This is a genomic window from Pseudomonas paraeruginosa PA7, from assembly GCF_000017205.1.
GTDB lineage: Bacteria > Pseudomonadota > Gammaproteobacteria > Pseudomonadales > Pseudomonadaceae > Pseudomonas > Pseudomonas paraeruginosa.
The window spans coordinates 681,402-707,177 of record NC_009656.1 but is presented as its reverse complement, the minus strand read 5'-3'; the positions used below and the strand labels follow the sequence as shown (position 1 = coordinate 707,177).

Below are 25,776 nucleotides of genomic sequence, written 5' to 3'. Positions count from 1 at the left end.
TTTACTAACGAAATCAGATCGCAGGAACGCGCAGTGGATCCGCTTTCTTGGCCCTTCTCCGCTCCCTATCGTGGCGCTCAACGACACCAACCGAGCACCACGAATGCCCCGTTCCCTTGTTTCACCGTGGAAGCGCGTGGCCGTCAGCGGCGACACCGTAGACGGGCGCGTCATCACCGAGCAGGAACTGCGCGACTGCGCGGAAACCTACGACCGCAGTTTCTACACGGCGACGATCTGGGCCGAACATGATCGCTGGAGGGGCGCCCACGGCACGGTCTACGAAGTGCGCCTGGTCGAAGCAAAGGACGACCCGGAACTTGAGCCCGGCCAGGTCAGCTTGGAAGCCCGCCTGCGCCCGAACGACGACCTGCTGGCCCTGAACGACCAGGGCAAAGGTCTGTTCTCCAGCATCGAGATCTGGCCGAACTTCCGCAATTCCGGCCGCTGCTACCTCTCCGGGATGGCCGTCACCGACGAGCCGGCAAGCACCCGCACCCAGGAACTGTATTTCTCCCGCCGCCGCCCCAACGGCGCTGGCGTCCGCTTCTTCACCAATTCCCACCCCCTCAGCAACCTGCGCGAAGACGACGGCGCGACCGCGCCCGAGGTGCGCGGCCTGATCGCCTCGCTAACCCGCGTGTTCAAGCTCTTCAGCGTCCCCAACACCCCCACCGAAAACCCATCATCCGACGAGGTAGAACCAATGGATGAAGCCACCGCCAAGGCCCTCAAGGCCCTTTACGATCAACTGGTTATCATCCTGGCCGGGCTCCAGGCAGTGATCGAACCCGTCGTCGAAGACGTGGACACCAGCGACACCCAGGAACAAGTCGATGCCGTTGGCGCCGCCGTCCAGGACGTGGTGGACCAGGCCGACGAAGAACGCGACTTCAAGCGCAAGAAGGGCAAGGAAGGCAAGGAAACCAAGGAACTCAGCGCCCGCATGGATGAGCTGCAGGACACCATGGCCAAGCTGCTCAACACCGCCCAGGGGCGCAAGATCCCGCGCACCACTGGCGCCGCCGCCAAGGCTCGCGGTAAGGGGCTGCGCTAATGGGAGCCCTCAGCGAACGCGCCCAGGCGCAGTACCAGCAACTCCAAGAGGACATGGCCGAGGCCTATAACGTCCACGACACCGCCCGCACCTTCGCAGTGGAGCCCACCCACGCCCAGGAACTCAACGACCAGATCACCGAGCGCGCCGACTTCCTCGGTCGCATCAACGTCGTCCCGGTCAGCGAGATCAAGGGCGAAAAGGTTCTGCTGGGCCTGAACGGACCTGCGTCGAGCCGCACCGACACCAGCACCAAGGACCGCGAGCCCCGCGACCTGCTGGACCTGAAGAACAACGAATACGAACTCTTCCACACCGAAACGGACGTGGCCCTGAAGTTCGCCACCATCGACAGCTGGGCGAAGTTCCCGGACTTTGCCGACCGCTACCTGGCGGCGGTTCAGCGCCGCATCGCCCTGGACCGGATCCTGATCGGCTTCCACGGCACCCATGCGGCCAAGCAGACCGACCTTCAGCAATTCCCGATGCTCCAGGACGTGAACAAAGGCTGGCTGCAACTGGCCCGCGAGCTGATCCCGGAACAGGTGCTGAAATCTGCCGACCCGGCCAAGAAAATCGTTATTGGCAAGGGTGGCGACTATGCCAACCTCGACGCGGCTGTGCACGACGTCAAGCAGATGATCGACCCTGTGTTCCGTGACGAAGGCGACCTGGTGGCGATCATCGGTTCCGACCTGCTGGCATACGACAAGGGCAAGCTGTATGCCGCGCAGGGGCAGACCCCGACCGAGAAAGAGCGGATCGAGGAAGCCCAGGTGATCGCCACCTATGGCGGCCTGCCGTCCTTCCTGGTGCCGTTCTTCCCGGTCAAGGGAATCATGGTCACGAGCTGGGACAACCTGTCGATCTACTTCCAGGACACCAGCTGGCGGCGCCATCTGCTGGAGAACCCCAAGCGCTCCCGCGTCGAGGACTACAACGGTCGCAATGAAGGTTACGTGATCGAGCAGTTGGGCAAGTTCGCTGCGCTGGAATCCGATTCCGTGGAGCTTGCGCCGTGAGCCTGGCCCTGGCCCACAAGCGCCGGATTCTGGCCGAGGGCGTGGCGGCTGGTGCCGCCACCGTCCCGGCCTACAACCCGAGCGAGGCCCTGAACAGCCCAGCGAACGCGCAGAAGCACCTGGCCCTGATGCTGACCGCCCTGGATGGCGACCTGGAGCGCATCAGCGCGATCAACAGCCGCGAGGAACGCCAGCGCCTGAAGCGCGACGAGCTGCTGCCCAAGTATCTGGACTATGTGCAGCGCTACCGCGCCGCCGGCCTGGTCTACCCGAATCCGGTCCTGGTCCAGGTGCTGGTCTGGCTGTTCGACACTGTGCAGTTCGAAGCCGGCCTGGAACTGGCCCTGTTCGCCATCGGGGATGGCCAGGAGATGCCCGAGCGGTTCAAGCGCCGCGACGTCCAGACGTTCGTCGCCGATGAGGTGATCGACTGGGCCGAAGCCGAGTACAAGGCCGGCCGCGCGCCGGAACCCTACGTCTCGAACCTGCTGCCGCTGGTGGACGGCCAGTGGCAGTTGTTCGAGCGGATCCCCGCCCGCTACCACAAGCTCCTGGGCCAGTTGGCGATGGACAACGAGGAATGGGCGCAGGCCATCGAGCACCTGGACCGAGCCGTGGAGCTGTATCCGGAAATCGGCGTCGGCACCCGCCGCGCTGCCGCCGCCAAGGCGCTGGCCAAGGCCGAGGCGGCAAAGCAGAGCGACGAGGGCGACGAGCCCCCGCCCACCCCATAACCGACTACCCCCCGCAGCGGGGCGCGCCCAGGCGAGACGGCTACCTGTAGTCCGCTCAACCCGAAGGCGTCAGCCCCGCCCTATTCGAGTGTCACGCATGAGCTTTTCCGGCAAACCCACCCACGTGATCCAGCAGGCCATCCCCAACGACGGCTTCTGGCCGGACCTGGACGTCGCCGAGTTCCAGCGCCTGTACCGCATGCCGGCGGAATACCTGCTGGATCTGCTGGTGGACGGCGTGACCACCGCCCGGGCAGAGGTGAACCAGGACCTGGCCAAGCGCAAGCGCGCCTGGCAGACCGCCGGGGTCACTCGGCTGGAAACCGCAGATCCGCAGGTGCTGCCGGATCGCGCCGAGTACGTGGCGCACTACAAGCGCGCCGTCTACTGCCGCGCCAAGGCTCAGCTGCTGGGCCAGTTCGCAACGGTCAACCGCCGTCCCGAAGCCGAGAACCTGGCGAAAGAAGCCGAACAGACCCGCGAGCTGTTCCTTTCGTACAGCCAGCAGGCCGTCCGCCTGATCCAGGGCCGGTCGCGCATCACGGCGGAGCTGATCTGATATGAACAAGCTGCGCGCCCTGACCGCGTACCTGATCGAACGCCGTCTGGTCCCCGCCGAGCAGCTGGATTCGTTCGCCGAGCAGGTGAACCTGGCTCTGGTCTGGAAGCCCGAGGAACGCGGCCTGCGCCTGGGCGACATGCGCTATCGCGCCGTCATCATCCTGGAGCGGCTGGCAGACCACCCCGCACGCCTGATGGCGCTGGTCGGCAGTTGGCTTGAGAACAACGACCCCGACCGCGACGGCCTGCCGGATCCGGTGTTCGACGTCGAGCAGATGGACCGCGACCTGGCCGACGTCGAGCTGGCCGTGGAGTTCGTCGAGCCGGTCCACCTGGCAGAGGATTCCGCCGGCGAGATCGAGGCGTTCGGCCGGCGCTGGGCGTTCGTGCCGTTCGATCTGTGGATTGCCGAACATGGCGAGGTGCGCCATGGCTGAGCCGCTGAATCTCGACCTGCGCGGCCTGCTCGGCGTGCGTGCCCAGCTGGCGCTGGCGACGCTGCCGCCGCAGCTGCGCCGGCGTCTGCTGAACAACGCGCTAAAGCGCGTACGCGCCCAGGCCCGCCGCAACGTCTCCGGCCAGCAGAGCCCGGACGGTACGCCCTTTGAACCGCGAAAGCGCAAGGGCCGCCGCAAGATGCTTGCGGGCCTGGTCAAGCCCAAGCACCTGAACGTCACCCAACTGAACGCCGACCAGGGCGTCCTGGGCTGGCGGAACGGCCTGATGGGCCATATCGCCGGGCAGCACCAGGACGGCTACACCGAGCGCCGCACCGCCGCGCAGATGCGCCGCTGGAACCGCGTCCAGCCGAACCAAGCATGCACTGAGAAACAGGCCAAGCGCCTGCGCCGGCTGGGGTTTCGCGTGCGCCAGGCCGGCAAGCGCGGGCTGTCGCGCCCGTCCGTGCCGTGGATCCAGGAGCACGTCGGGTTTCTCCAGGCCGGGCTGCTGATCCGCGTCCTGCGCGACGAGCAGCCCGGGCCACAGAGCTGGGAAATCACGCTGCCCAAGCGGACGTTTCTCGGCATCACCCAGGACGAAACCGGGCGTCTGGTCGCCCAGCTCCTGGAACAAATCCTGAACTCACCCCGATAACGAGGCCCCACATGGCTCTAGGCAGCGTCAGCGTCAATAACCTCAACCTCGGCCAAGGCCCAGTGACGGCTATCGAACGCTATTTCCTTTTCATCGGCCCGGCGTCGAAGAACGTCGGCAAATTCCTGGCCCTCAACACCCAGTCCGACCTGGACGTTCAGTTGGGGATCCCGGACGCGGACCTGAAACGCCAGATCGCGGCCGCACGCGCCAACGGTGGCCCGCGCTGGGCGTGCATGGCGGCGCCCATCGGCGCCGACGGCCGCTGGCAGGACGCCCTGGCCGCCGCGCAACAGCAGGGCGTGTCGGTCGAGGCGGTGGTCATCACCCGTCCGGTGGCCACCGCCGCCGAGCTGCAGGAGATGCACGCCGCCGCTGTGGAGCTGAGCAACCGCTACGGCCGCCGCGTGTTCGTGATGGCCGCCGTTGCCGGCCTGGTCGAGGGTCAGGACTGGGCCACCTACCTGAGCCAGGCGCGCGCCCTGGTCGCGGATCTGGCAGCGCCTCGCGTGCTGTGCGTGCCGCAGCTGCACGGCAACAACCTCGGCGTCCTCGCCGGGCGCCTGGCCACCGACGAAGCCAGCATCGCGGACAGTCCCATGCGCGTCCCCACCGGCGCCGTGCTCGCCCTGGGCGAGACGCCCAAGGACAAGGACGGCGTTCCGCTGGACATGGCGACCCTGGCCGAGCTGGACAAGGCCCGTTACTCGGTCCCGCAGACCTACCCCGACTATCCGGGCGTGTTCTGGGGTGACGGCAACATGCTCGACGCCCCGGGCAGCGACTTCAACGTCGTGGAGAACCTGCGCGTCGCCGACAAGGCCGCCCGCCGCGTGCGGATCCTGCTGATTCAGCGTGTCGCGGATCGCCGCGTGAACAACACCCCCGCGAGCATGGCGGCCACCGCCTCGGCGCTGATGCGCCCGCTACGCGAGATGAGCCGCAGCACCACCTTTGCCGGCCTTGTGTTCCCCGGCGAGATCCAGCCGCCGCTGGACGGTGACGTAGTGCTGACCTGGAAGAGCCGCACCGAGATCGAGGCGTTCATCCGGGTCCGCCCCTACAACTGCCCGAAAACCCTGACCGCAAACATCGCGCTGGATCTGTCCGGCGGCGACGAGGAGTAAGCCGTGGCCCGCATCTCTGGAATGAACTTCGATATCACCCTGGGGGACCTGCAGGTCCACGTCGAGAAGGCGACCCTGGATATCACCGACAACAGCGCGGTAGCCCAGACCCGTGGCGTGCCGGATGGATTCGTAGACGGCGACGTGACCGCCAGCGGCGAATACGAGTTGGACGCCGCGAACTTCGCCCTGCTGATCGAGGCGGCCAAGCGCGCCGGCAGTTTCCGCAAGCTGGAGCCGGTCGATTCCCTCTTTTACGCCAAGGCGGGCGACAGCGAAGTCCGCGTAGAGGCCTTCGGCTGCAAGCTGAAGGTTTCCAGCCTGCTGGATATCGACCCCAAGGGCGGCAGCAAGACCACCCACAAGGTGCCCTTCGACGTCACCAGCCCCGACTTCATCCGCATCAACGGCGTGCCGTATCTGGACGCCAGCGAAACCGAGGACCTGCGCTGATGGCCGACTGTTTCGACCGCGCCCAGGCCCGCGAGCTGCAGGACCGCGAACTGGCCCTGCAGGCGCACCAGGTGCGCGTCCGGCCCAGCGGGCCGAGCCTGACCCACTGCCAGGAATGTGGCGAGCAGATCCCCGAGGCGCGCCGCGCCCTGGGCGGGATCATCCGCTGCACGCCGTGCCAGGCCCGTTTCGAGAAAGGGGGCCGCTGATGGGCAACCGCACTACGCCTGCCGGCCGCCTCGGCAAACTGGAGCGTGACATGGCCGTCATCGATCACCGCCTGACCGACGTCGAGCGCCTGAACCGCGACGTACCGCCCCGGCTGACCCGCCTGGAACAACAGTTCGAGCACGTCACCGACCAGCTCGACGAACTGAACCAGGGCCAGCAGAAACTGGCCGTCACCGTAGACGGCCTGGGCCGGAAGATCGCCTGGGCACTGGGCGTCGCCAGCGCGCTGTGGGCCGTTATCCAGATGGTCGCACCACACCTACTGCGCGGGGTGATGCCATGAAGCTGCCGCCCAAGCTGGCCGCCGGCGGCGGCGTGCTGGCACTGGCCGCCGCCCTGGTTGCGCCGTTCGAGGGGCGTTCGTTGGTGGCCTACCTGGACCCAGTGGGAATCCCGACGATCTGCGAGGGCATCACCGCCGGCGTGCGCATGGGCGACAGGGCGACCCCGGCCGAGTGCGATGCACTGCTTGAACGCGAGCTGCAGCGCGCCGTCGATGCCGTGGACCGCCAGGTCCTGGTGCCGCTGCCCGACACCCGCCGCGCCGCCCTGGGCTCGTTCGTCTACAACGTCGGCGAAGGCCAGTTGGCCCGCTCGACGCTGCTGCGCAAGCTCAACGCCGGCGACGTGCGCGGCGCCTGCGCCGAGCTGTCGCGCTGGGTCTACGCCGGCGGGAAGAAGCTCGGCGGCCTGGTTCGCCGGCGCGCAGCAGAGCGCGAACTGTGCGAGATCGGTCTATGAGCCGCGTCCTACTCGCCCTGGTCGCCTGCCTTGTCGCGCTGCTGATCGAGCGCGGCTGTCTGCAGCGCACCAACGACCGGGCATCCCGCGACCTGCAGGACGCCCGCCGCGAGGTCGCCGGGCTGCAGCAGGCCGCGCAGGTCGCCGGCGAGCTGCTGGCCGCCCGCGATGCCCTCGACCTCAAGCACACCCAGGAACTGAACGATGAACGCAACGCGAACGAGCGCCTGCGCGCTGCTGTTGACGCTGGCCGTCAGCGGCTGCACGTCAAGGCCACCTGCCCCGCCCCTGTGCCCACCGATGCCGGCGCCGCCGGCCTGGCTGCTGCAGGAGCCGCCGAACTCGATAGAACGGCTCGACAGGATTATTACGCCCTCCGCGACGATCTCGCCCTGACCCGCCGCATGGTGCTGGCCCTGCAGGACTATGCCCGCAGCTGCTCCCGCTCCTTTTCCACCCAACCCCAAGGATCCACGCAATGACCGAACGCACCGAAATCACCCTGGAGATCCAGGACACCGAATTCCTGTTCACCCTGACCCCGGCGGACGTGACCCGCTATTTCAACGCCGTGACCCAGAACAACAAGGTCGCGCCGTCGAACAACCTCCTGCGCAGCACCGTCAAGCAGGAGCAACTGGCGTCCCTGCGCCCGCACCTGGCCAACCCCATGACGGTCATGAAGCTCGCCGGCGCGCTCCTCGAGGAGTACGCCCCCGACGTTGAAGTCACCGTAAAAAAGCGCTCGACCGAGCCGAGCGACTGACCGACGACGGCCTTGGCCAACTTATGGCCCTGGCCGAGCGCTGGCTACCTGGCGCCGCGCCCACGGCAGACAACCTGGGCACGGCCAAGTGGCTGGAGGACGAGCACTGGCGGCGGATGGAAATCGCCGTGGCAAACGGCATCGCCAAGGCCCTGAAAGGCTGATTTAGGACCACCACATGAGCACCAAGAGCACCGCGAAACTCGACTTTGTGCTACGCCTGATCGACCAGGTGACGGCCCCGGCCGCGAAGGTCAGCAAAAGCCTGATGGACGTGGCCGAGGTCGGCAAACGGGGGTTCATGCAGGTGGGCGCCGGCATCGCCGGCGTGGTCGGCTCGCTGATGGCATTCCGGCAATCGCTCGCCCCGGCGCTTGAGCAGACCGGCGCCCTGGGCGAGATCCAGTCCCTGGGCGTCGCCCAGGACGCCCTGGACGAGCTGAACCAGGCGTCGATGGAGTTCGCCGCGAACTACGGCGAACACGCCTCGGCGTTCGTGCGCTCGGCCTACCAGGTAGAAGGCGCCATCAAGGGCCTGGTGGGCAGCGAGCTGGCCAGCATCACCAGCGCGTCCAACGTGCTGGCCAAGGCCACGAAGGCCGACGCCGACACCATGACGACCTACATCGGCACCATGTACGGCCTGTTCCAGGGCCAGGCCGATGCGATGGGCCGGGCAAAGTGGGTCGAGCAACTGACCGGGCAGACCGCCCGCGCCGTCCAGTTGTTCCGCACGTCCGGCGCGCAGATGAACGACGCATTCAAGGCCGTGGGCATTGGCGCCTCGGCCGCCGGCGCCGACCTGGTGGAGCAGATGGCGGTCCTGGGCACGCTCAGCCAGACCATGGAAGGCGGCGAGGCAGGCGGGCTCTACAAAGCGTTCTTCGAAAACGTCAGCGCCGCCCAGGACAAGCTGGGCATGAAGTTCACCGACGCCGGCGGCCGGCTGCTGCCCATCATGCAGATCCTGGACAAGCTGCAGGTGAAGTTCGGCCAGTTGACCAAGCAGAGCGACCTGGACGCGATCACCGGCGCGTTTGGCGGCGAGGCGGCGCGGATGATCGTCACCCTGCTGAAGGACACCGGCGCCCTGGCCAACAACCTGGACCAGCTGGGAAAAGTGAAGGGGATGGAGCGCGCCGAGCAGATGGCGCGGGCGATGGTCGATCCCTGGCAGCAGCTCGACAGCGTGATCGAGAATATCCGGATCTCCTTCGGGATGGTCCTGCTCCCGGTACTCAACCCACTGATCGAAGGCCTGCGCGATGCTGGCAACACGTTCCAGCGCTGGCTTGTCATGTTCCCGAACATCGCTCGCTGGCTCGGCTATATCACCCTCGGCGTGCTCGGCCTGGTCGCGGCCGCCGGCATGCTGACCGTGCTGGGCGGCCTGCTCAGCCTGTTTTCCGTCCTGGTCAGCCCCGTCGCGCTGCTGGTGCTGGCGTTCATCGCCCTGGCCGCCGCCGTCGTCGGCGCAATCGTCTACTGGGACGAGCTGCGGGCGGCGTTCGGCGACACCAGCTGGTTCCAGGCCATCGTCATCATGGTCACGCCGGTGGTGCTGCTGTTCCGGATCCTCGGCGCGCTGCTCGGCCTGCTGTGGGACAAGTTCGCCCAGCTGTGGGACATGGGCGTGAAGTTCGCCCAGTCGCTGGGCCTGCTCAGCGAAAGCACCGCCGGCGCCACTGATGCCTGGGGCGGGCTGCTCAAGGTGCTGGCCAACCTGACCCCGCTGGGCATGCTGGGCAAGGCCTTGCGCGGCCTGATCCAGCTGCTGAACCTGATTCCCGGGGTGAGCATCGACGCGGAGTTTGGCGATCTGCCGGCAGCACCTCAGCCGGCCGAGCTGCCGGCGCTGCAGCAGTCGGTCGCGCCCGTGCTCGAGCACGCCACCGCGCCACGGATCCCCGCGCAGCCGCTGGTCCTGCTGCCCCAGGTCGCACCGCTGCCGGACGTGCCAGCGCTGCAGGCGCTGCCCCAGGCCACCGTCCCGCCGGCGCCAGTGGCCACAGAACGGATGGACGCCGCCCAGCGCGCCCGCGAGGCGATCAACCGAGCGATCCCGAGCCTGAGCCCCAGCCAGCCCGCAAGCGTGCCGCGCGGCGGGCTGCTGCAGACGATCCAGAACAGCAACCGCACCGACCGAGGGACGCACATCGAGAAAGTCGAGATCCGCACGGACAAGCCGCTGACACCGCACGAACTGGAAGGGCTGCTGGAGATGGCCGGATGACTGCCCTTTATATCGATCTCCTGATCGTCGGCAACGACCTGGACCTGGACCCGTCCCACCAGCCGCGGCTGGTCGACGACCGGGCCAGCATCGCTCAGGACATCGCCCACCTGATCCGCGAAAGCGGCCTGCTGGTCACGCTGGTCGCCGAGCGCAGCCGGCTAAGGCAGCGTGACTGTATCCAGCAGCTGGAACTGCTGGTGGAGTCCGACGAACGCCTGGTGCCGGGCACAGTACGGATTATCGAAGAGGGGCCGGGCCGCTACCTGGTCACGGCCACCACTGTTGAATTCGGCGCAATCGAGGTAACGCTGTGACTGTAGATTTCAAGGCCGCACTGCGCGATGCCGGCATCCCCACCACCGAAGCCGAGCTGCGCAAGGCGTGGGAAAAGGAAGTCGAGGCCCAGGGCTCGCTGTTGTCCAACACCAGCGCCTATTCGCCGTTCTGGCGCATCGTCACCGCGCTGGTGACGAAGCCGGTCCTGGCCCTGCTGGAGTTCGTCGCCGGCACCGTGCTGCCGAACTTCTTTGTTCAGACTGCCGGCGGCGCCTGGCTCGACATGCTGGCCTGGGCAGTGGACGTCGAGCGCAAGCCGGCGACCCGCGCCCTGGGCTCGCTGCTGTTCACCCGCGCCGCGCCGGCCAGCACGCTGGAAGTGCCCGCCGGCACGCGGGTGCAATCCGCCGCGATCAACGGCCACGTCTACGAGCTGGAGACAACCCAGCCGGGGCTGTTCAACGATGGACAGACCCAGGTGGCCATCCCCGTCCAGGCCGTCGAGCCGGGCAGCGGGTTCAACCTGGCGCCCGGTTACTACGCCATTCTCCCCGTGCCGGTCCCCGGCATCGTCCAAGTCGTCAACCCGGATGGGTGGCTGACCCAGCCCGGGGCCGACTCGGAGCCCGACAGCCAGCTGCGCCTGCGCGTGCGCAACCAGTTTTCAGCGGTCAACCAGTACCACACCGACGCCGTGTATCGGGCGATGATTTCCGGGTTCCAGGGCGTGCGCCCGGATGGCGTCTATTTCGAGCACGGCGCCCCGCGCGGCCCCGGCTCAGCCAATGCGTTCGTGCTGTTCGACGCCGGCGTGCCGGCGGACGAGTACCTGCAGCAGATCAACGCCTACATCCGCGACCAGGGCAACCACGGCCACGGCGACGATCTCCAGGTGTTCGTCATGCCCGAGACGCTGCACCAGGTGCGCGTCGAGATCTGGCCCCGGGCTAACCTCAGCATCGAGCAGCGCGCCGAGCTGAAAACCCAGGTGGAGCAGTTCATCCGCGCCGCCTTCCGCGAAAGCACGGCCAGCGACTACCAGCCGACGCTGACCTACCCGCAGTCGCGCTTCAGCTTCAGCCGCCTGGCCGAGGAGCTGCACGAGCAGTTCCCGCGCCTGGAGTCCCTGCACTTCGACAACACCGACATTCTGTCGCAGCTGAATATCCCCCGGCTCCAGAGCCTGCAGGTGGTCGCCCATGATTAAGCTGCACTTGCCCTTCTGGCTGGACGGCCCCGAGCTGGCCAAGCTGCGCCGCGCCGCGCAGGCTTGGTGGGAGCGGGCCGAGGGCTGGCTGCGCTGGCCGCTGCTGCAGCTCGACGCGGAAACCTGCCACCTCACGATCCTGGATCTGCTCGCCTGGCAGCGGGATATCAGCCGGTTTCGCGGCGAGCCGGAACCCCTCTACCGGCTGCGCGTGAAGCACGCATTCGTCAACGCCGTGGATGCCGGCTCCGTCGCTGGCGTGAAGCGGATCCTGCAGCGCCTCGGCGTCGGCTATGTCGAGATCGAGGAGCGCATGCCCGGTCGGGACTGGGACGTCGTGCTGCTGACGCTGACCGACTCGCAGTTGTCCGCGAATCCCGAGCTGTTGCGCGTCCTGGTGCAACAGTACGGGCGCACCTGCCGCCGCTACGACTTCCAGACCATCACCCCGGTGACGCTGCACGTCGTCGCCGTCGATTTCAACGACGACCAACAGACCCTGGTCGCGACCCTTTAGGAGCCGAACACATGGCACGCATTACCGCCGCCGGCGAACGCTTGATTGCCCAGAAGCTGGGCGAAAAGAAGATTCTGGAGGTCAGCCGCTTCGTGCTCGCCCTGGTCCCCGGGCTGGATCCCACCAGCCCTGTGGATCGCGACGCGGCCCTGCCGCCGGCGCAGCAGATCGTCCACACTGCGCCCGTCACCCAGGCCGGCTACGTCAACCCCAACCAGGTGGTTTACAGCCTCATGATGGGTTCGGACGTGGGCGACTTCGACTGGAACTGGATCGGCCTGGAGACGGCGGAAAAGGTCCTGCTGGCGGTCGCATACGTGCCTGTCCAGCAGAAGCGCAAGAACCGCCCGCCGCTGCAGATCGGCAACAACGTGACGCGCAACTTCCTGGTGGCGTTCGACGGTGCCCAGGAACTGACCGGGATAACGATCGATGCCAGCACCTGGCAGCACGATTTCACCGTCCGCCTGGCCGGGATCGACGAGCGCGAGCGCCTGGCCAATCGCGATATGTTCGGCCGGGGTACGTTCTTTTCGACCGGTCTGTTGCTGGAGAAGGCAAGCACGAACTACCGCCTGAAGGCGGGCTTGGCCTACGTCGAGGGAATCCGCGTTCACGCGCCGGAGGACGTCAGTATCGCCGCACCGTCGCTGCCGAACACGGCCTGGCTCGATGTGCGCCTGCAGCGCAGCCAGTCCGACGTCGTGGCGTCCTGGTCCATCGCCTGGGGCACCAACCAGACCGACTACACCGACAGCGCCGGCGTCCGTCACTACCTGGTCCCGCTCGCGGATCTCGACGCCGGCGGCAATCTGGTGGCCGACCGGCGCCTGCCGAAACCCATCACCGGACCGCTGGTGGATCACTGGGCCGCCCAGGTCGGCGATTATCCGAAGCTGCGCGCCCGGGCGACGACAAAGACGGACGTCGGGCTGGACAAGATCCCGAACGCGATCAGCGACGACCCGGCCCTGGATCGCGGCGACGTGCTGGCCACGACGAAGGCGACCCGGGCCGTCCAGCTCCGGGCCGCCCAGGATCTGGACGACCTTGCCAAGAGCCTGGGGACTGCCGCACGGCGAGACGTCGGCACCGACGCCGGCGACCTCCTCGAGGTCGGCGCATTCGGCTGGGGAACGAATGACAGTCCGGTCGCCGCCTCAGTGAACATCTATGAATCATCCGTTACCAAGTTCACCCCGGCGACCGAATACGTTCCCGAGATCTTCGGCATGAGCTACGGCGTCGTCGCGACGTTCGCTTACAGCGAGCGAGAAACCCGTGCGTCGCAACTGTTTTTTGGGCAAAGCCCCGAAAACAAACTGATGTTCCGCTCTGGCAATTACACCTGGGCCCCGTTCCTGGAAATCTGGCATAGCGGCAACCTGAACCCCCAGGCCATCGTACCCGCCGGCGCCGTCGTGGCATTCGCCATGTACAGCCCACCGGCGGGCTACCTGAAGGCCAACGGCGCCGCCGTCAGCCGTACCGCTTACGCCGCTCTGTTCGCCACTATCGGAACCTACTACGGCGCGGGAGATGGATCGACGACGTTCAACCTGCCGGATTATCGCGGCGAATTTTTGCGCGCACTGGACGACGGTCGGGGACTCGACCTGGGGCGCCAATTGGGCACTCTCCAGTCGAGCCAGAACCTGGCTCATACCCACGGCGCGAGCAGTAGCGGCAATGGCGGCCACACGCACACCGTAACCGGGACCGCTGCGGCAGCAGGCGCGCACAGCCACAGCATTGCTTCGGTGAACGCCACCGCACTGGTTAGCGGCACACGCCTGGCAACGCTGGTAGGGAATGCGTCCAACAGTACGACAGACGTTGCCGGTGATCACACCCACGCCGTCACTGGTGTCGCCGCACTCGAAGGCACCCACAACCACACGATCTACGTCGAGTCCAGCGGCGGCAGCGAGGCCCGCCCGCGTAACGTCTCCGTCCTCATTTGTATCAAGTACTGAGGCCCCCGCCCCCATGACCACCCTGACCGTTTACCAAACCAACGCCCTGGGCCTGTACGTCGGCCCCACCGACGCCGATGAATCGCCTCTGGAGCCCGGCGTGTTCCTGATTCCCGCCGGTTGCGTGCAACTGGCCCCACCGAAGGAGCCGAAGGGCAAGCGCGCACGCTGGACGGGATCCGACTGGGAGCTGGTGGACTGGCTCGACGGCGTGACCACCTACAGCACCCGCGACGGCTCGCCCCTGGTGCTGCAGGGCCTGGAACCGCTCCCCGAGGGCTACACCCTGCAGCAGCCCGGGCCGAACCAGGTCTGGAAGGACGGCGCTTGGGTAGACGATCTGCCCGGCCTGCTCGCCGCCGCCCACAAGCGGAAGACCCTGGAGATCCGCGCCGCCGGCCAGGCGTTCCTGGACGGCGGTTTCTACTCCAGCGCCCTGGGCAACCCGCACTTCTACGCAAGCAGCCTGAGCGATCAGATGAACGTCACCAGCCTGGCCGCCCTGGGCATCAGCGCCGACTATCCGTGCGCCGCCGGCGGCGAGCAGAACCGCGAGTGGCGCCGCCACACGGCCAATCAACTGCGCCAGGTCGGCGTGGACCTGGTGCAACATCGCCAGGCTGGCCAGCAGCAGGTCGAGCGCCTGCAGGACGAACTGGACGCCGCCCTGGCCGCCCAGGATCTGGAACGCCTGGAGGCGATCACCTGGAGCATTCCGGCATGACATGGGCACCCGTCACCATGCGCTGGCCCGCACAGACGACCCGCTGGCTGGACGACCTGGGCGCGGCCCAGCAGCTCGCCAGCGGCGAGCTGGCGGGCACCGCCGAGCGCCTGCGCGGGCTCCAGGACCTGGCCACCACCAACCCGGGGCCGGTCGCCGGCGCCGCCAAGGCGGCCATCACAGCCGGGCGCAGCGCCATGGCCAGCACACTGGGCGAGGTACCGGCGTGCCTCGCGGTAACGCCGTTCCTCGCCGGCGTCGGCCAAGGCCAGGGCAACCAGCGATTCCTGTCCGCGCCGAACCTGCTGCAGCAACTGGCCGACAAGCTGCTGCAGCCGCAGCGCGACGACCAGGAACAGTACGCCCTGGTCCTGCTGTTCCTCGGCACCCGCTACGACCAGTTGGCCGCGACGCTGGCCCGCTTCAATGCCCTGCTGCCGGTCCCTGACCTGCAGCGCGCCGAGCGCCGCGCCGCGAGCCTGGCCCGCCTGGAACTGGAAAAGTGGATCATGCCCAGGACCACGCCCGGACCGCGCTGGCAGGACCTGCCGCTGGATCGCTGCACCATCACCCGCGCCGCCCAGCAGAGCCTGTCCGGCCAGTTGGCGGTTCTGGAGGGCTACACCGCCGACAGTTCGCCCATGGCCGAGCTGGGCGCCCTGGCGCAGCGCAAGCAGGCACTGCAGGCGAGCAAGGACAACGCACTGCAGGCGCTGCGCGAGCAGTTGGCCAACGGCGTGGCGGACGGCACGATGCAGGCCCGCCTGGTCGGCCCGGGCAATGCCGTCGAGCTGCGCCGGCAACTGCTCCAGGGCGAGGCCCCGGGCCACGAATGGGTCCTGTGCGCCGGCCTGGCACTGGTCGGCTCCCTCTCCGGCCTGGCGTTCGTGCGCGAGCTGGTGGGGCTGGATCCATGACGCTGCTCCTCGATGGCCAGCAGGTCCATGGAAAGGGCCTGCAGGTGACGGCCAATCTGCGGATCGAAAGCGCTGACCTGTCCGGGCAGACCAGCAACACGGCCAAGGCGCACAAGGGCTTCAAGCCCAAGGGGCTGACCGTCAGCCTGATGATTCCCTACGTGGACCAGGTGCACCTGGTCGAGCTGGTGCGGATGGCCGAGGCGACCGCCGGCGGCGGCCAGTTGCACACCTATCGGGTGGTGAACCAGACAGCGGCCGCGTTCGGCGTGCGCCAGGTTCAGTTCAGCGACAACCTCAGTGTCCGGGAAGATGACATTCTGCGGGCCTGGCGGATCCAGTTCACCCTGACCGAACAGCTGTCCAACCCCGAGCGCGTGGAGACGCGCCGGCCCGGGAAACCGGTCCAGCAGCAGGTCGGCGCCGGCGCGCCGGTCGCGGATCCCGCCGCCGGCGGCGACGGCAAGTCAGGCCAAGAGCTGACCGGGTTCGAAAAGATCCTGCAGCGCGTAGACGATGCCATCGGGGGCGCCTGATGAAACTTCACCAGGTACTCACCATCAACGGCCAGGCCGTGCCGCTGGTCCAGAGCGAAGTCCGCCTGGATCTGCGCACGCCCGGGCGGGCGTCGTTCACCATCAAGGCGCCGGCGGCGGAGCCGGTACGCGGCCTGGTCGCCCTAGACATTGGCTACAACGACCGCCCGCTGCAGCGGCACTTCCTGGGCTACGTCGAGCGCTGCAGCGCGGCGAACGCGACGGAACAGGTCCTGTTCTGCCGCGAGCTGGCCGCCGTGTTGGCCCAGCCCCTGCCCATGGGGCTACGCCATGTGGATCTGCGCGAGGTTCTGGAGGACGTGTGCCGCCAGACCGGGCTTTCGTTCCGCGTCCCCGACGCCGACTACTCCAGGACGAAGGCCCCTTACTTCTACTCGCTCGCCGCCGGCTACCAGGCTATGGACAGCCTGGCCCAGGTGTTCCAGATCCCGGATTTCGTCTGGCATCAGCAGGGCAACGGCGAGGTCTACGCCGGCAGCTGGACGGACAGCTACTGGGGCGCCCGGGCGCCCATCCAGCTGGAAGCCGAGCTGTTCGACAGCTACCAGGGGCGGCAGTCCGCTGTCATCGCAGCACTCCCCGGGATCCGTCCCGGGGCAACGATCAACCAGGGCGAGCGCATCACCTCGGTGACGCTCACCGGCACTCAGATGGCCATCAAATGGAAGAAGCCGTAACCCGCATCGTAGAGCGTCAATTCCCCGAACTCTCCGGCGGCTACCACCTGCCGCGCTTCGCCCGCGTCACCGCCGTGGCGGATCCGCCGGCGGCAAACGGGATCTGCGACGAGTTTCGCCCGCGCTACGCCGTAGACCTGGAGGTCCTGGACGCCAACGGCGAGCCCGACCCGACATTACCGCCCATGCCTGGCGTACCGCTGCCCCTGCCCAACGGCGGCGGCGAACGCGGGTTCCTGGCGTTCCCCGAGGAAGGCACCATGGTGGTGCTGGGTTTCGCCTACGGCATGCCGAACAAGCCGTTCATTTTGCAGATCCTGCCTCACGGCCAGAGCCTGCCGAAGCTGCCGAAAGAGGATCAGCTGTGGCAGCACAGCGAAGCCGCGCTGCAGCGCGTAGACGGCGCGGGGAACTGGACGAGGCAGACGGACGGGCGGATCCGCGATCAGGCCATGGAGCGCGAGGTAGAGGCCCTGGAGAACGTCGAGCGCTACCAAGGTAGCCGAGTCGAGATCGAGGACCACGCGACCGAGCAGGTGGGCGGCGTCAAGCGGATCGAGGCGCTGGGTGCGCTCAAGCTGTTATCCGGCGGATCCGCAAGCCTGGCCGCTGTGGACGACCTGCACCTGGGCACCGGCCGCGACCTCAACCTGGTCGCCGGCCAGAGCTACAACGCCACCATCGGCGCCGACATGGACGAACGTATCCAGGGAATGCGCCGGAGCGTGGCGGCCGTCGCCCAGCGCCTGCAGGCGCCGACGACCTGGGTCGGATCCGCGGGCGTGAACGTCCTGCAAGTGCTGTGCGACCTGCTCGACCTGGTGGAGCAGATGAACACCCAACTGGCCGGGCACGTCCACCCGCCTGCAGGGCCCCCCACGAACGCAGGCGACTTCACCGCCGACGCGGCCCAGGCGGCCAACCTGGCCGCGAAACTGAAGCCGATCACCGCATAGCAAAAGCCCACTAGATGGCGGGCTCACATCACCAAAGTTCTGTAGAAAATTCTATCGCCTTCGAAATCATCCCATTATACATTTCCGCTAATACCGCAGACTTCTCAACCTGAATCTTTGGCATACGTAGAAAAAAGCTATCCTTGAACACTCCAAGATCTCTAGGAAACTCACTTTTACTTGTTTTTGGCCAGCAATATGAAACCAAAAATCCTTCAACCATAAAATAATAAATATGCCCCTCTTCCGAATGCCTCAAATTGAAGTGAGAGATAATAGACTTAGTCTCTTCCTCCGTCATATAAGGACGATTTGTTATTCTTACAATCCCTATCTTTAAAACATCCGAAATCCTTACAGAATTATTTATCTTATCCTCTCTATTCAACAGCGCTAGTCGGAAGACATTTTGTAGTTCCGGAGGAAGCTTTACAACCTCAAACGCCTCATGACTTGAGATCGAAGCACGCCAGAGGATCGAAAGCAGAAATAGATAAAATTTTTCAAAGTCAAAATTTCTAAAAGTTATTTTATCATGACTTTTAGAAACATTACCCCTTCCCCTAAGAAACAAAATCTGCCCGTGCTCATAACTCTTATTAATAAACACTTCACACTCACCACACAACAGCCTTTCCTTCCAGTCAGCATTTTCTTTTACTGGCTTAACCCCCGGAGCATCCCGAATTTTTATAAGCTGCGGCGAGTTCTTCTTAAGCCTTTTTAAAAAAGCCCTAGGGATAATATGGGACTGAGAAAGCTCACTTTCCTTTAGGCACAAATTACAAACAGGCATGTTCCTACCTTCAAAAGCTGAAAACTTATTTATGCATCCCAAAGCTAAAGCCAATAAAGCATATTACAGAAAAATCAATCTTCCCCAAAAAATCTTCGTGAAAACGCACTTATCCCCCTCCCGCCGACGAGCCGTGTGTCGTGGAAATCGTGAAACCCGGAGTGAGATGAAACCAGGCTCCCAGGACGCGCCCCTGCTGGGCCTGGAGAGCCCAGGAGCCGTTTCACACTGTGAAAGGAATTGTGAAGGAATGAAGCAGGTACAGTTCCTGCGTGTCCACATTACGTCCACAGCCACCGGTAACATTGCCGGAAATGGGCAGAAAATATCCCGTAAGAACCTGTTATTCCTACATTTTCCACGACGGGATGCGCCTTGATTTCGGGCTCATAATCCTTTGGTCCACGGTTCGAGTCCGTGTGGGCCCACCACCTTCAAAGCCGCGCACTGCGCGGCTTTGTGCTTTCTAGGGTAGTGGCCTCATAAACGGCTCCATGGCCAAAAGGTACAAGATCGGTACAGTACTGGTTCGCCAGTCTGCCTTTGGAGTCCTTACCTGATGGCCCTTCCCGTGGTCCGCAAAACGGGCTGGCCAACCAACGAAAAAACCTTCCGCACCAAGCGCGACGCCGAAGACTGGGCACGCCGCACCGAAGACAAGATGGTACGCGGCGTGTACATCCAGCACTGCGGCTCCGAGCGCATGTGACCTGCCCCCATTTTGTAGCCCGAGAGCTACATGTCCCTGCACCAAATTTTATCGATGCCCAAGGGGTACGGCCGACCTCTGTCCACAAGGTTTCTGAAGTGCTGAAACAGGCGCTTTAGCTGACTCAGTCACCCTGAACAGGCATGTTCATCAAGCTATCAACCCCGTTTGAGAATTAGACAGTGAGCCGAATAGTTGGCATTATCGGCTCATAAAATGAGCCGAATAGGCTCTCTAATCGGCTCAAGATGAATATCCCTTATGAACGACCCACTCTGGATCTGGCAGCAGCCCGACTGGCCGCAGTTCAATTGGCAAGCCGGAGCGCTTGCACCACTGCTGCGCTCCTGTAGCCAGGCTCAGGGTCGTTTGTTAGGAATGCTCGATGCCGTGGGGAGTGACACCGAAGTGCAGAGCAGCCTGGATGCCATGCTGCAGAACATCGTCACCTCTTCAGCCATTGAGGGAGAGCAACTGAATGTCGGTTCGGTGCGCTCATCACTGGCACGGCGACTGGGATTGCACGAAGAAGGTCGAACCACCTCTCGCTCCGAAGGCCTGGCGGAACTGCTGCTCGACGCCACCCACGCACATCAAGAGCCGCTAGACGAAGAACGACTGTTCACCTGGCACAGTTGGTTATTCCCCACCGATGACCAACTTCTGGCTCGACCACTACACATCGGCGCACTGCGCGGCGAAGAGCCCATGCAGGTAGTTTCGGGTCGGATAGACCGCCCTACCGTATATTTCGAAGCCCCTCCCCGCGCAGGGTTGGAAGCGCAACTGGCGGACTTTCTCGCCTGGTTCGAGAGCAGCCGCCGCGATGCCAGCCTCGACCCGTTTCTGCGCGCCGGTATCGCCCATTTCTGGTTCGTGACCCTGCACCCCTTCGACGACGGCAACGGTCGCCTCACCCGCGCTATCACCGATCTGGCATTGGCTCAGGGCGAGCAGCAAGCCATTCGCTTCTACGCCATGTCTGCGAGCATCCTGGACGACCGCGCCGGCTATTACCACATCCTAGAAGCCAGTCAGAAAGGCGGGCTGGATATCACCAAGTGGCTGCAGTGGTTTCTCGAAACCTTGCTCAAGAGCCTGGAGCAAGCCCTTGCCCGTATAGACCGCGTGCTGGTCAAGGCGCGCTTCTGGCAGGCCCACCGCAGCCAAACCCTATCGACTGAGCAGATCAAAGTGCTGAACCGCCTGCTCGATGGCGGCGAAAAGGGTTTCGAGAACGGTATCAGCGCGGCGCAGTACCAAGCCGTGGCCAAGGTATCCAAAGCCACCGCAACCCGTCACTTGAGCGACCTGCTGGAAAAGGGCTGCATCGAGCGACTGCCCGGCGGAGGGCGTAGCACCCGTTACCAGATAGCACGCTGAGCGCCTGCACCGGGCTCATCAGCCCTTGATGCGTCATCGTGCTATAGGACAATGGTCGCGATCCCCTTGAGCACTCGAAAGCAATTGGCCATTATCGGCTAAGTGCCAGGCATCTGGATTTCGGCACGCCTGCTCGCCTCTCCATCAAGCAGCTCGGCTCAAGGAAGAAAATGGATTACAGCCCGATAGTCGCCCAGGTCAGGAAGGCGCGCTTATCAGGAAACTTCCGAAGTGCGGACGATATCGACTCCATCGCCAACGCGGTAACTTCGAAGTACCTAAACCTTCATGAAACTGCAACTTCCAACTCTACCGACAGCTTTGGAATACATCCTCGGTATTTTCCAAGCCCCTAACCAAAGTCTGGATCGTTTCGTCACAGGAAACGCTGGAGCACCTGTTCCAGAGCGCTTCGAACAATCGATAAAAATAAAATCCAAATAATCAGACGCAGTTCAAAAACAACTAGAACAGATAGTTTCTCCACCTTTCCCAACATGCTCCCCTCGCCTTGACTCGTTCGACGCAACGGGTCGTCCGCGCGTATTCCCGGCACTGCCCGAGGCGCATTCCCTGTTCGACGTGATACCCGGCGCCCCATAACAATCCGCGCGCCTTTCGCGGGCCAACAGCGCCAGAAGTGAGCCTGTCCACCACTGCATATCCCTCACGGCAAGGAGAGAACATGAGTCGCTCACCCACGACACGCCAACGTGCGCTACTGGCCGGCGTCTGCCTGGCGGGCGCGCTGTCTGCCCAGGCGGCCACCCAGGAAGAGATCCTCGACGCGGCGCTGGTCAGCGGAGATTCCTCGCAATTGACCGACAGCCACCTGGTCGCCCTGCGCCTGCAACGGCAGGTCGAAGGCATTCGCCAGAGCCGCACGCAACTGCTCGACGGTCTCTACCAGGACCTCAGCCAGGCCTACGCTCCCGGTGCTTCCAGCCAGTGGATCGTGCCGGCCAACCCGGACAGCACGCTGCCCTTCCTGGTCGGCGACAAGGGACGCGTGCTGGCCAGCCTGAGCCTGGAAGCAGGCGGTCGCGGCCTGGCCTACGGGAGCAACGTACTCACGCAACTGGGCGGGACCAATGCCGCCCATGCGCCGCTACTGAAACGGGCGGTGCAGTGGCTGGTGAATGGCGATCCGGACGTGGCCACGGCCCCGGACTTCAAGATCAGCGTGGTCGGGGTGGACAAGACCTCCACCCTCAACGGCCTGAAGAGCGCCGGCCTGCAACCGGCGGACGCCGCCTGCAACGCGCTGACCGATGCCAACTGCGCCAGCTCCAGCAAGCTGCTGGTGCTCGGCAACGGTGCCAGCGCCGGCAACCTGAGCAGCACGGTGCGCGCACGCCTGCAGGCCGGCCTGCCGATCCTCTTCGTGCATACCAGCGGCTGGGGCCAGAACGCCACCGGCCAGCAGATCCTCGCCGGACTGGGCTTGCAGGAAGGCCCTTACGGCGGCAACTACTGGGACAATGACAAGGTGCCAGGTAGCCGGACCCGGGCACGCTCGGTTGAGCTGGCCAGCGCCTACGGCCAGGACCCGGCGCTGCTGCAGCAGATCGTCGACGGCAGCTGGCGCACGGACTACGACTGGTCGAAGTGCACGACCTTCGTTGGCCGTACCAGCTGCGACGACGTGCCGGGGCTGAACGACTTCAGCAAGCGCGTGGACGTGTTGAAAGGCGCCTTCGACACCTACAACCAGAAGGCCCAGAACCTCTTCGCCGTGCCCGGCACCACCTCGCTGCGGCTCTGGCTGCTGTGGGCCGACGCGGTGCGGCAGAACGTCCGCTACCCCATGGACAAGGCTGCCGACGCGGCGCGCTTCCAGGAAGCCTTCGTCGCCGACGCCATCGTCGGCTACGTGCGCGAGGCCGGCGCGGCGCAGAAGGAGCTGGGCAGCTACGCCGGCCAGCGCCAGCAGTCGATGCCGGTATCGAGCAGCGAAGAAACCCTGACCCTTACCCTGCCGTCGGCCCAGGGTTCCACCGCCATCGGACGCATGGCGGCACCGGGCAAGCGCCTGAGCATCCGCGTCGAGGATGCCGGCCAGGCCAGCCTGGCGGTCGGCCTGAACACCCAGCGCACCGGTTCCACACGACTGTGGAACAGCCGCCAGTACGACCGCCCGCGCTTCCTCAAGAGCCCGGACATCAAGCTCCCGGCGAGCCAGCCGGTGGTCCTGGTGTCGCCCTATGGCGGCCTGCTGCAACTGGTCTACAGCGGCGCCACGCCGGGGCAGACGGTGACCGTCAAGGTATCCGGCGCGGCCAGCCAGCCGTTCCTCGACATCAAGCCGGGCGAGGACAACAGCCAGGCCATCGCCGACTTCATCCAGGCGCTGGATGCCGACCAGGCCGACTGGCTGGAGATCCGCAGCGGCTCGGTGGAGGTCCACGCCAAGGTGGAGAAGGTCCGCGGCTCGATCGACAACGACTACGGCGGCGATATCCAGCGCTTCATCCGCGAGCTGAACGAGGTGTTCATCGACGACGCCTACACCCTGGCCGGCTTCGCCATTCCCAACCAGGCGAAGACTCCGGCGATCCGGCAGGAATGCGCGGCGCGCGGCTGGGATTGCGACAGCGAGGCCCTGCACAAGCTGCCTGGCACCCAGCACATCAACGTCGACCAGTACGCCCAGTGCGGCGGCGGTTGCAGCGGCAACCCCTACGACCAGACCTGGGGCCTGAACCCGCGCGGCTGGGGCGAAAGCCACGAACTGGGGCACAACCTGCAGGTGAACCGGTTGAAGGTCTATGGCGGCCGCTCGGGCGAGGTGTCGAACCAGATATTCCCGCTGCACAAGGATTGGCGGGTGCTCCGCGAGTTCGGGCAGAACCTGGAGGATACCCGGGTCAACTACCGCAACGCCTACAACCTGATCGTCGCCGGGCGCGCCGAGGCGGACCCGCTGGAAGGCGTGTACAAGCGCCTGTGGAACGACCCGGGTACCTACTCGCTGAACGGCGAGCGAATGGCCTTCTATACCCAGTGGGTGCACTACTGGGCCGACCTGAAGAACGATCCGCTGCAGGGTTGGGATATCTGGACCCTGCTCTACCTGCACCAGCGCCAGGTGGACAAGGCCAACTGGGACGCCAGCAAGGCCGCCCTCGGCTACGGCACCTATGCGCAGCGCCCGGGCAACAGCGGCGATGCCAGCAGCACCGACGGCAACGACAACCTGCTGATCGGCCTGTCCTGGCTGACCCAGCGCGACCAGCGGCCGACCTTCGCGCTGTGGGGCATCCGCACCTCGGCCACGGCCCAGGCGCAGGTGGCGGCCTACGGTTTCGCCGAGCAGCCGGCGTTCTTCTATGCCAACAACCGGACCAACGAATACAGCACGGTGAAGCTTCTGGACATGAGCCAGGGGTCGCCGGCGTGGCCGTTTCCCTGAGCCGTAGATAAAGGGGGACTGGCGCGGCGCGGTGGCGCTGGCTCCGAGCCAGACCTCGCGCCGCCTTCTCCCTGAAGGGACAGGGGTTCGGCCGTGCCCGCGAGCAATGCCGTGCTTCCGGTATGCAAGGCCGAAATCCCACTCCCGCCCTACCTGCCACCCACCTGCGCAATAATGAGCCCCTTCCACCAGCAAGGACCGCTCATGACCGACCGCCTTCCCTGCCGCGCCTGCGGCCATCTCATCCTCCCGACCACGGCGGCGAGGAACGACGGACTGTGCATGCCTTGCAAGGGCGGCTACCGGCAGAACATCGAGGATGGCAAGCGTTTCCACGAGGACCGACGGCGCTACCTGGCGAGTCCGCAGACGCTGTGCTGGAGCGCACTGGTGAATCGCGTCTACGACGGCCGCGAGGGATTCGCCGGGCTGTCGCCGGCCGAGCGGACCTACTACGCGGTAAGCGTGCTCAGCGGCGAAGTGCACAACGGCGGCTTCGACCAGTACTTCGGCAACTCCTCCGGCGACCACTACCAGGCGGCACGCGCGGGCCTGCGCGAATTGGAGGCGGAGGACGCCCTGGCCCTGCTGGAGCGAGCCGCCGCCCTGCTGTTCGGCGACGCTCCGGTGCCAGTCTCCCAGGCCGAACGCCAGTTGCGCATGCCGACCTGGGCCGATGAACCCGACCGCAACTGCGAAGCGGCCCTGGATGCGCTGGACACGCGCTTCTACGCCCTGGCCGATGCGCTTGGCGAACGCCTGCTGGCCCATGCCCGCCGTCATGCATTGTTCGCCCAGGACGAAACCGATGAAGCCTGAATTGGATGCCCTCGAAGCCTGGCTCGGACGACCGTTGCCGGCTGCCTTCGTCGCCGCGCTGGAGCAGCACGGCGGTCGTCTCGTCGAGCCGGGCCTGCTGCTCTACGCCGCCGACGAGTTGCTGGAACGCAACCGGACCTTCGAGACCGATCTCTATTGCCCCGGCTACCTGGCCATCGGCGACGACAGCGGCGGCCGCGCCGTGATGATGGCGCTGGACGACCACCGGCAGGCGCTGTTCCTGGTCGATCAGGGCGCGCTGACGCCGGACTGCTTCGAATCCCTGGCACCCAGCCTGGCGGCCTGGCTGGAAGCCGGGCCCTGTCTACCCGAATGACGGAGAAACGCCCATGATTCCTTTCGGCCTCAGCCCCGAACAATTCCGCGAGCGCTACCGTCGCGACCTGCAGCGCGCCGCGCCGGGCGTGATCCAGCGCCTGCGCGAACTGCTCCGCCAAACGCTCGAGGAAGGGGTGCGCGACGGCGAGGTCCAGCTGTTCCTCGGCGAGGACGGCCGCGACACACCGGACGCTTGGTTGTACCTGCGCGGCGCCAGCAACCGGGTGGATGCCAGCGACCCGCGCCTGTTTCCCGGCAAGGCGCTGGACCTGGCGCTCGACCTGGGAGCGCTTGCCGATTTCGACGAGGCCTATTTCGCCGCCGGCTTCGGCGGCGTCGACCTGCTCGCCGATACGGCGAAAACCTGGTTCGCCGAGTGCTGGTGGAAGGCCGGCGGCTGGGCCTGGCCGGTCCCGCTGTGGCTGCATGTGCATGACGGCTTCGGCGACGGCCGCGCCATCGCCCTCACCGAACACTGCTGAGCAGGA

Annotated in this window: 30 protein-coding genes and 1 pseudogene; 30 read left to right on the top strand and 1 reads right to left on the bottom strand. The window is 65.6% G+C overall.

Going from position 1 to position 25,776, the window contains the following annotated elements:
- The first annotated feature begins 103 nt into the window (after nt 1–103).
- The 24 genes from PSPA7_RS03345 to PSPA7_RS03230 all read left to right on the top strand — a co-directional run bounded on the left by PSPA7_RS03345 (nt 104) and on the right by PSPA7_RS03230 (nt 17,830).
- On the top strand, nt 104–1,057 hold the full coding sequence (locus PSPA7_RS03345; protein WP_034019549.1) for a GPO family capsid scaffolding protein: 954 nt from the start codon (nt 104–106) through the stop codon (nt 1,055–1,057).
- Nucleotides 1,057–2,079 carry a phage major capsid protein, P2 family gene (locus PSPA7_RS03340; RefSeq protein WP_012074147.1) on the top strand — a complete coding sequence of 341 codons (1,023 nt, stop codon included), beginning with the start codon at nt 1,057–1,059 and terminating at the stop codon, nt 2,077–2,079. The genes PSPA7_RS03345 and PSPA7_RS03340 overlap by 1 nt, the downstream gene beginning before the upstream one ends.
- A complete protein-coding gene (gpM, locus tag PSPA7_RS03335) occupies nt 2,076–2,813 on the top strand; it encodes a phage terminase small subunit (RefSeq protein ID WP_012074146.1) in 738 nt (245 codons plus the stop codon). Before PSPA7_RS03340 ends, gpM begins: the two co-directional genes overlap by 4 nt.
- 97 nt (nt 2,814–2,910) lie before the next feature.
- A complete protein-coding gene (locus PSPA7_RS03330) occupies nt 2,911–3,372 on the top strand; it encodes a head completion/stabilization protein (protein WP_012074145.1) in 462 nt (153 codons plus the stop codon).
- Nucleotide 3,373: 1 nt separating this feature from the next.
- The gene (locus PSPA7_RS03325) at nt 3,374–3,811 is read left to right on the top strand and encodes a phage tail protein (protein ID WP_012074144.1); all 438 of its coding nucleotides are present in this window, start codon (nt 3,374–3,376) and stop codon (nt 3,809–3,811) included.
- A complete protein-coding gene (locus PSPA7_RS03320; protein WP_012074143.1) occupies nt 3,804–4,469 on the top strand; it encodes a phage virion morphogenesis protein in 666 nt (221 codons plus the stop codon). Before PSPA7_RS03325 ends, PSPA7_RS03320 begins: the two co-directional genes overlap by 8 nt.
- 11 nt (nt 4,470–4,480) lie before the next feature.
- On the top strand, nt 4,481–5,596 hold the full coding sequence (locus PSPA7_RS03315; RefSeq protein ID WP_012074142.1) for a DUF2586 domain-containing protein: 1,116 nt from the start codon (nt 4,481–4,483) through the stop codon (nt 5,594–5,596).
- A gap of 3 nt (nt 5,597–5,599) precedes the next feature.
- Nucleotides 5,600–6,049 (top strand): DUF2597 family protein, encoded by a 450-nt coding sequence (locus PSPA7_RS03310; protein ID WP_012074141.1) that lies wholly within the window; start codon nt 5,600–5,602, stop codon nt 6,047–6,049.
- The gene (locus PSPA7_RS03305; RefSeq protein WP_012074140.1) at nt 6,049–6,258 is read left to right on the top strand and encodes a TraR/DksA family transcriptional regulator; all 210 of its coding nucleotides are present in this window, start codon (nt 6,049–6,051) and stop codon (nt 6,256–6,258) included. Before PSPA7_RS03310 ends, PSPA7_RS03305 begins: the two co-directional genes overlap by 1 nt.
- Nucleotides 6,258–6,563, top strand: a complete 306-nt coding sequence (locus tag PSPA7_RS03300) for a hypothetical protein (RefSeq protein WP_025297585.1) — start codon at nt 6,258–6,260, stop codon at nt 6,561–6,563. Before PSPA7_RS03305 ends, PSPA7_RS03300 begins: the two co-directional genes overlap by 1 nt.
- On the top strand, nt 6,560–7,021 hold the full coding sequence (locus PSPA7_RS03295) for a lysozyme (protein ID WP_012074138.1): 462 nt from the start codon (nt 6,560–6,562) through the stop codon (nt 7,019–7,021). Before PSPA7_RS03300 ends, PSPA7_RS03295 begins: the two co-directional genes overlap by 4 nt.
- A complete protein-coding gene (locus tag PSPA7_RS03290; protein WP_012074137.1) occupies nt 7,018–7,503 on the top strand; it encodes a lysis system i-spanin subunit Rz in 486 nt (161 codons plus the stop codon). The genes PSPA7_RS03295 and PSPA7_RS03290 overlap by 4 nt, the downstream gene beginning before the upstream one ends.
- Complete coding sequence (locus PSPA7_RS03285; RefSeq protein WP_012074136.1) at nt 7,500–7,787, top strand: putative phage tail assembly chaperone; 288 nt, start codon at nt 7,500–7,502, stop codon at nt 7,785–7,787. Before PSPA7_RS03290 ends, PSPA7_RS03285 begins: the two co-directional genes overlap by 4 nt.
- Nucleotides 7,788–7,810: 23 nt before the next feature.
- Nucleotides 7,811–7,951: a DUF6890 family protein gene (locus tag PSPA7_RS32345; RefSeq protein WP_012074135.1), complete on the top strand. Its 141-nt coding sequence runs from the start codon at nt 7,811–7,813 to the stop codon at nt 7,949–7,951.
- Nucleotides 7,952–7,965: 14 nt separating this feature from the next.
- Nucleotides 7,966–10,020 carry a phage tail tape measure protein gene (locus PSPA7_RS03275; RefSeq protein ID WP_012074134.1) on the top strand — a complete coding sequence of 685 codons (2,055 nt, stop codon included), beginning with the start codon at nt 7,966–7,968 and terminating at the stop codon, nt 10,018–10,020.
- A complete protein-coding gene (locus PSPA7_RS03270) occupies nt 10,017–10,337 on the top strand; it encodes a DUF2590 family protein (protein ID WP_012074133.1) in 321 nt (106 codons plus the stop codon). The genes PSPA7_RS03275 and PSPA7_RS03270 overlap by 4 nt, the downstream gene beginning before the upstream one ends.
- A complete protein-coding gene (locus PSPA7_RS03265; RefSeq protein ID WP_012074132.1) occupies nt 10,334–11,506 on the top strand; it encodes a baseplate J/gp47 family protein in 1,173 nt (390 codons plus the stop codon). The genes PSPA7_RS03270 and PSPA7_RS03265 overlap by 4 nt, the downstream gene beginning before the upstream one ends.
- Nucleotides 11,499–12,023 carry a phage tail protein gene (locus PSPA7_RS03260; protein ID WP_012074131.1) on the top strand — a complete coding sequence of 175 codons (525 nt, stop codon included), beginning with the start codon at nt 11,499–11,501 and terminating at the stop codon, nt 12,021–12,023. The genes PSPA7_RS03265 and PSPA7_RS03260 overlap by 8 nt, the downstream gene beginning before the upstream one ends.
- Nucleotides 12,024–12,034: 11 nt before the next feature.
- Nucleotides 12,035–13,999, top strand: coding sequence for a phage tail-collar fiber domain-containing protein (locus tag PSPA7_RS03255; RefSeq protein WP_012074130.1), 1,965 nt, complete (start codon nt 12,035–12,037; stop codon nt 13,997–13,999).
- A gap of 13 nt (nt 14,000–14,012) precedes the next feature.
- A complete protein-coding gene (locus PSPA7_RS03250; RefSeq protein ID WP_012074129.1) occupies nt 14,013–14,723 on the top strand; it encodes a hypothetical protein in 711 nt (236 codons plus the stop codon).
- Entirely contained in the window at nt 14,720–15,640 is a 921-nt protein-coding gene (locus tag PSPA7_RS03245) for a hypothetical protein (RefSeq protein WP_012074128.1), read from the top strand. The genes PSPA7_RS03250 and PSPA7_RS03245 overlap by 4 nt, the downstream gene beginning before the upstream one ends.
- Nucleotides 15,637–16,176: a baseplate complex protein gene (locus PSPA7_RS03240; protein ID WP_012074127.1), complete on the top strand. Its 540-nt coding sequence runs from the start codon at nt 15,637–15,639 to the stop codon at nt 16,174–16,176. The genes PSPA7_RS03245 and PSPA7_RS03240 overlap by 4 nt, the downstream gene beginning before the upstream one ends.
- The gene (locus PSPA7_RS03235; protein ID WP_012074126.1) at nt 16,176–16,874 is read left to right on the top strand and encodes a hypothetical protein; all 699 of its coding nucleotides are present in this window, start codon (nt 16,176–16,178) and stop codon (nt 16,872–16,874) included. The genes PSPA7_RS03240 and PSPA7_RS03235 overlap by 1 nt, the downstream gene beginning before the upstream one ends.
- On the top strand, nt 16,859–17,830 hold the full coding sequence (locus PSPA7_RS03230) for a hypothetical protein (RefSeq protein ID WP_012074125.1): 972 nt from the start codon (nt 16,859–16,861) through the stop codon (nt 17,828–17,830). Before PSPA7_RS03235 ends, PSPA7_RS03230 begins: the two co-directional genes overlap by 16 nt.
- A gap of 28 nt (nt 17,831–17,858) precedes the next feature.
- Here the strand turns inward: PSPA7_RS03230 and PSPA7_RS31925 are convergent, their stop codons facing one another.
- On the bottom strand, nt 17,859–18,626 hold the full coding sequence (locus PSPA7_RS31925) for a hypothetical protein (RefSeq protein ID WP_128571712.1): 768 nt from the start codon (nt 18,624–18,626) through the stop codon (nt 17,859–17,861).
- Nucleotides 18,627–19,185: 559 nt separating this feature from the next.
- Here PSPA7_RS31925 and PSPA7_RS03225 point away from each other — a divergent pair.
- The 6 genes and pseudogenes from PSPA7_RS03225 to PSPA7_RS03200 form a co-directional block, all read left to right on the top strand.
- Nucleotides 19,186–19,332, top strand: a pseudogene (locus tag PSPA7_RS03225) (integrase); the annotation flags it as partial.
- A gap of 264 nt (nt 19,333–19,596) precedes the next feature.
- On the top strand, nt 19,597–20,718 hold the full coding sequence (locus PSPA7_RS03220; RefSeq protein ID WP_012074122.1) for a Fic family protein: 1,122 nt from the start codon (nt 19,597–19,599) through the stop codon (nt 20,716–20,718).
- A 640-nt stretch (nt 20,719–21,358) separates the two neighbouring features.
- Nucleotides 21,359–24,130, top strand: coding sequence for an ImpA family metalloprotease (locus PSPA7_RS03215; RefSeq protein ID WP_041025282.1), 2,772 nt, complete (start codon nt 21,359–21,361; stop codon nt 24,128–24,130).
- Between the two features lie 204 nt (nt 24,131–24,334).
- Nucleotides 24,335–24,949 (top strand): DMP19 family protein, encoded by a 615-nt coding sequence (locus PSPA7_RS03210; RefSeq protein WP_041025281.1) that lies wholly within the window; start codon nt 24,335–24,337, stop codon nt 24,947–24,949.
- Nucleotides 24,939–25,286, top strand: a complete 348-nt coding sequence (locus tag PSPA7_RS03205; protein ID WP_012074118.1) for an SMI1/KNR4 family protein — start codon at nt 24,939–24,941, stop codon at nt 25,284–25,286. Before PSPA7_RS03210 ends, PSPA7_RS03205 begins: the two co-directional genes overlap by 11 nt.
- Nucleotides 25,287–25,299: 13 nt before the next feature.
- Nucleotides 25,300–25,770 (top strand): hypothetical protein, encoded by a 471-nt coding sequence (locus PSPA7_RS03200; protein WP_012074117.1) that lies wholly within the window; start codon nt 25,300–25,302, stop codon nt 25,768–25,770.
- The last annotated feature ends 6 nt before the right edge of the window (nt 25,771–25,776 follow it).

Excerpts from the sequence above, each read along its gene's own strand:
- PSPA7_RS03345 (WP_034019549.1), top strand. The coding sequence starts at position 104 with ATGCCCCGTTCCCTTGTTTCACCGTGGAAGCGCGTGGCCGTCAGCGGC.
- PSPA7_RS03340 (WP_012074147.1), top strand. The coding sequence starts at position 1,057 with ATGGGAGCCCTCAGCGAACGCGCCCAGGCGCAGTACCAGCAACTCCAA.
- PSPA7_RS03330 (WP_012074145.1), top strand. The coding sequence starts at position 2,911 with ATGAGCTTTTCCGGCAAACCCACCCACGTGATCCAGCAGGCCATCCCC.
- PSPA7_RS03325 (WP_012074144.1), top strand. The coding sequence starts at position 3,374 with ATGAACAAGCTGCGCGCCCTGACCGCGTACCTGATCGAACGCCGTCTG.
- PSPA7_RS03320 (WP_012074143.1), top strand. The coding sequence starts at position 3,804 with ATGGCTGAGCCGCTGAATCTCGACCTGCGCGGCCTGCTCGGCGTGCGT.
- PSPA7_RS03315 (WP_012074142.1), top strand. The coding sequence starts at position 4,481 with ATGGCTCTAGGCAGCGTCAGCGTCAATAACCTCAACCTCGGCCAAGGC.
- PSPA7_RS03305 (WP_012074140.1), top strand. The coding sequence starts at position 6,049 with ATGGCCGACTGTTTCGACCGCGCCCAGGCCCGCGAGCTGCAGGACCGC.
- PSPA7_RS03300 (WP_025297585.1), top strand. The coding sequence starts at position 6,258 with ATGGGCAACCGCACTACGCCTGCCGGCCGCCTCGGCAAACTGGAGCGT.
- PSPA7_RS03295 (WP_012074138.1), top strand. The coding sequence starts at position 6,560 with ATGAAGCTGCCGCCCAAGCTGGCCGCCGGCGGCGGCGTGCTGGCACTG.
- PSPA7_RS03290 (WP_012074137.1), top strand. The coding sequence starts at position 7,018 with ATGAGCCGCGTCCTACTCGCCCTGGTCGCCTGCCTTGTCGCGCTGCTG.
- PSPA7_RS03285 (WP_012074136.1), top strand. The coding sequence starts at position 7,500 with ATGACCGAACGCACCGAAATCACCCTGGAGATCCAGGACACCGAATTC.
- PSPA7_RS32345 (WP_012074135.1), top strand. The coding sequence starts at position 7,811 with ATGGCCCTGGCCGAGCGCTGGCTACCTGGCGCCGCGCCCACGGCAGAC.
- PSPA7_RS03275 (WP_012074134.1), top strand. The coding sequence starts at position 7,966 with ATGAGCACCAAGAGCACCGCGAAACTCGACTTTGTGCTACGCCTGATC.
- PSPA7_RS03270 (WP_012074133.1), top strand. The coding sequence starts at position 10,017 with ATGACTGCCCTTTATATCGATCTCCTGATCGTCGGCAACGACCTGGAC.
- PSPA7_RS03260 (WP_012074131.1), top strand. The coding sequence starts at position 11,499 with ATGATTAAGCTGCACTTGCCCTTCTGGCTGGACGGCCCCGAGCTGGCC.
- PSPA7_RS03255 (WP_012074130.1), top strand. The coding sequence starts at position 12,035 with ATGGCACGCATTACCGCCGCCGGCGAACGCTTGATTGCCCAGAAGCTG.
- PSPA7_RS03250 (WP_012074129.1), top strand. The coding sequence starts at position 14,013 with ATGACCACCCTGACCGTTTACCAAACCAACGCCCTGGGCCTGTACGTC.
- PSPA7_RS03245 (WP_012074128.1), top strand. The coding sequence starts at position 14,720 with ATGACATGGGCACCCGTCACCATGCGCTGGCCCGCACAGACGACCCGC.
- PSPA7_RS03240 (WP_012074127.1), top strand. The coding sequence starts at position 15,637 with ATGACGCTGCTCCTCGATGGCCAGCAGGTCCATGGAAAGGGCCTGCAG.
- PSPA7_RS03235 (WP_012074126.1), top strand. The coding sequence starts at position 16,176 with ATGAAACTTCACCAGGTACTCACCATCAACGGCCAGGCCGTGCCGCTG.
- PSPA7_RS03230 (WP_012074125.1), top strand. The coding sequence starts at position 16,859 with ATGGAAGAAGCCGTAACCCGCATCGTAGAGCGTCAATTCCCCGAACTC.
- PSPA7_RS31925 (WP_128571712.1), bottom strand. The coding sequence starts at position 18,626 with ATGCCTGTTTGTAATTTGTGCCTAAAGGAAAGTGAGCTTTCTCAGTCC.
- PSPA7_RS03220 (WP_012074122.1), top strand. The coding sequence starts at position 19,597 with ATGAACGACCCACTCTGGATCTGGCAGCAGCCCGACTGGCCGCAGTTC.
- PSPA7_RS03210 (WP_041025281.1), top strand. The coding sequence starts at position 24,335 with ATGACCGACCGCCTTCCCTGCCGCGCCTGCGGCCATCTCATCCTCCCG.
- PSPA7_RS03205 (WP_012074118.1), top strand. The coding sequence starts at position 24,939 with ATGAAGCCTGAATTGGATGCCCTCGAAGCCTGGCTCGGACGACCGTTG.
- PSPA7_RS03200 (WP_012074117.1), top strand. The coding sequence starts at position 25,300 with ATGATTCCTTTCGGCCTCAGCCCCGAACAATTCCGCGAGCGCTACCGT.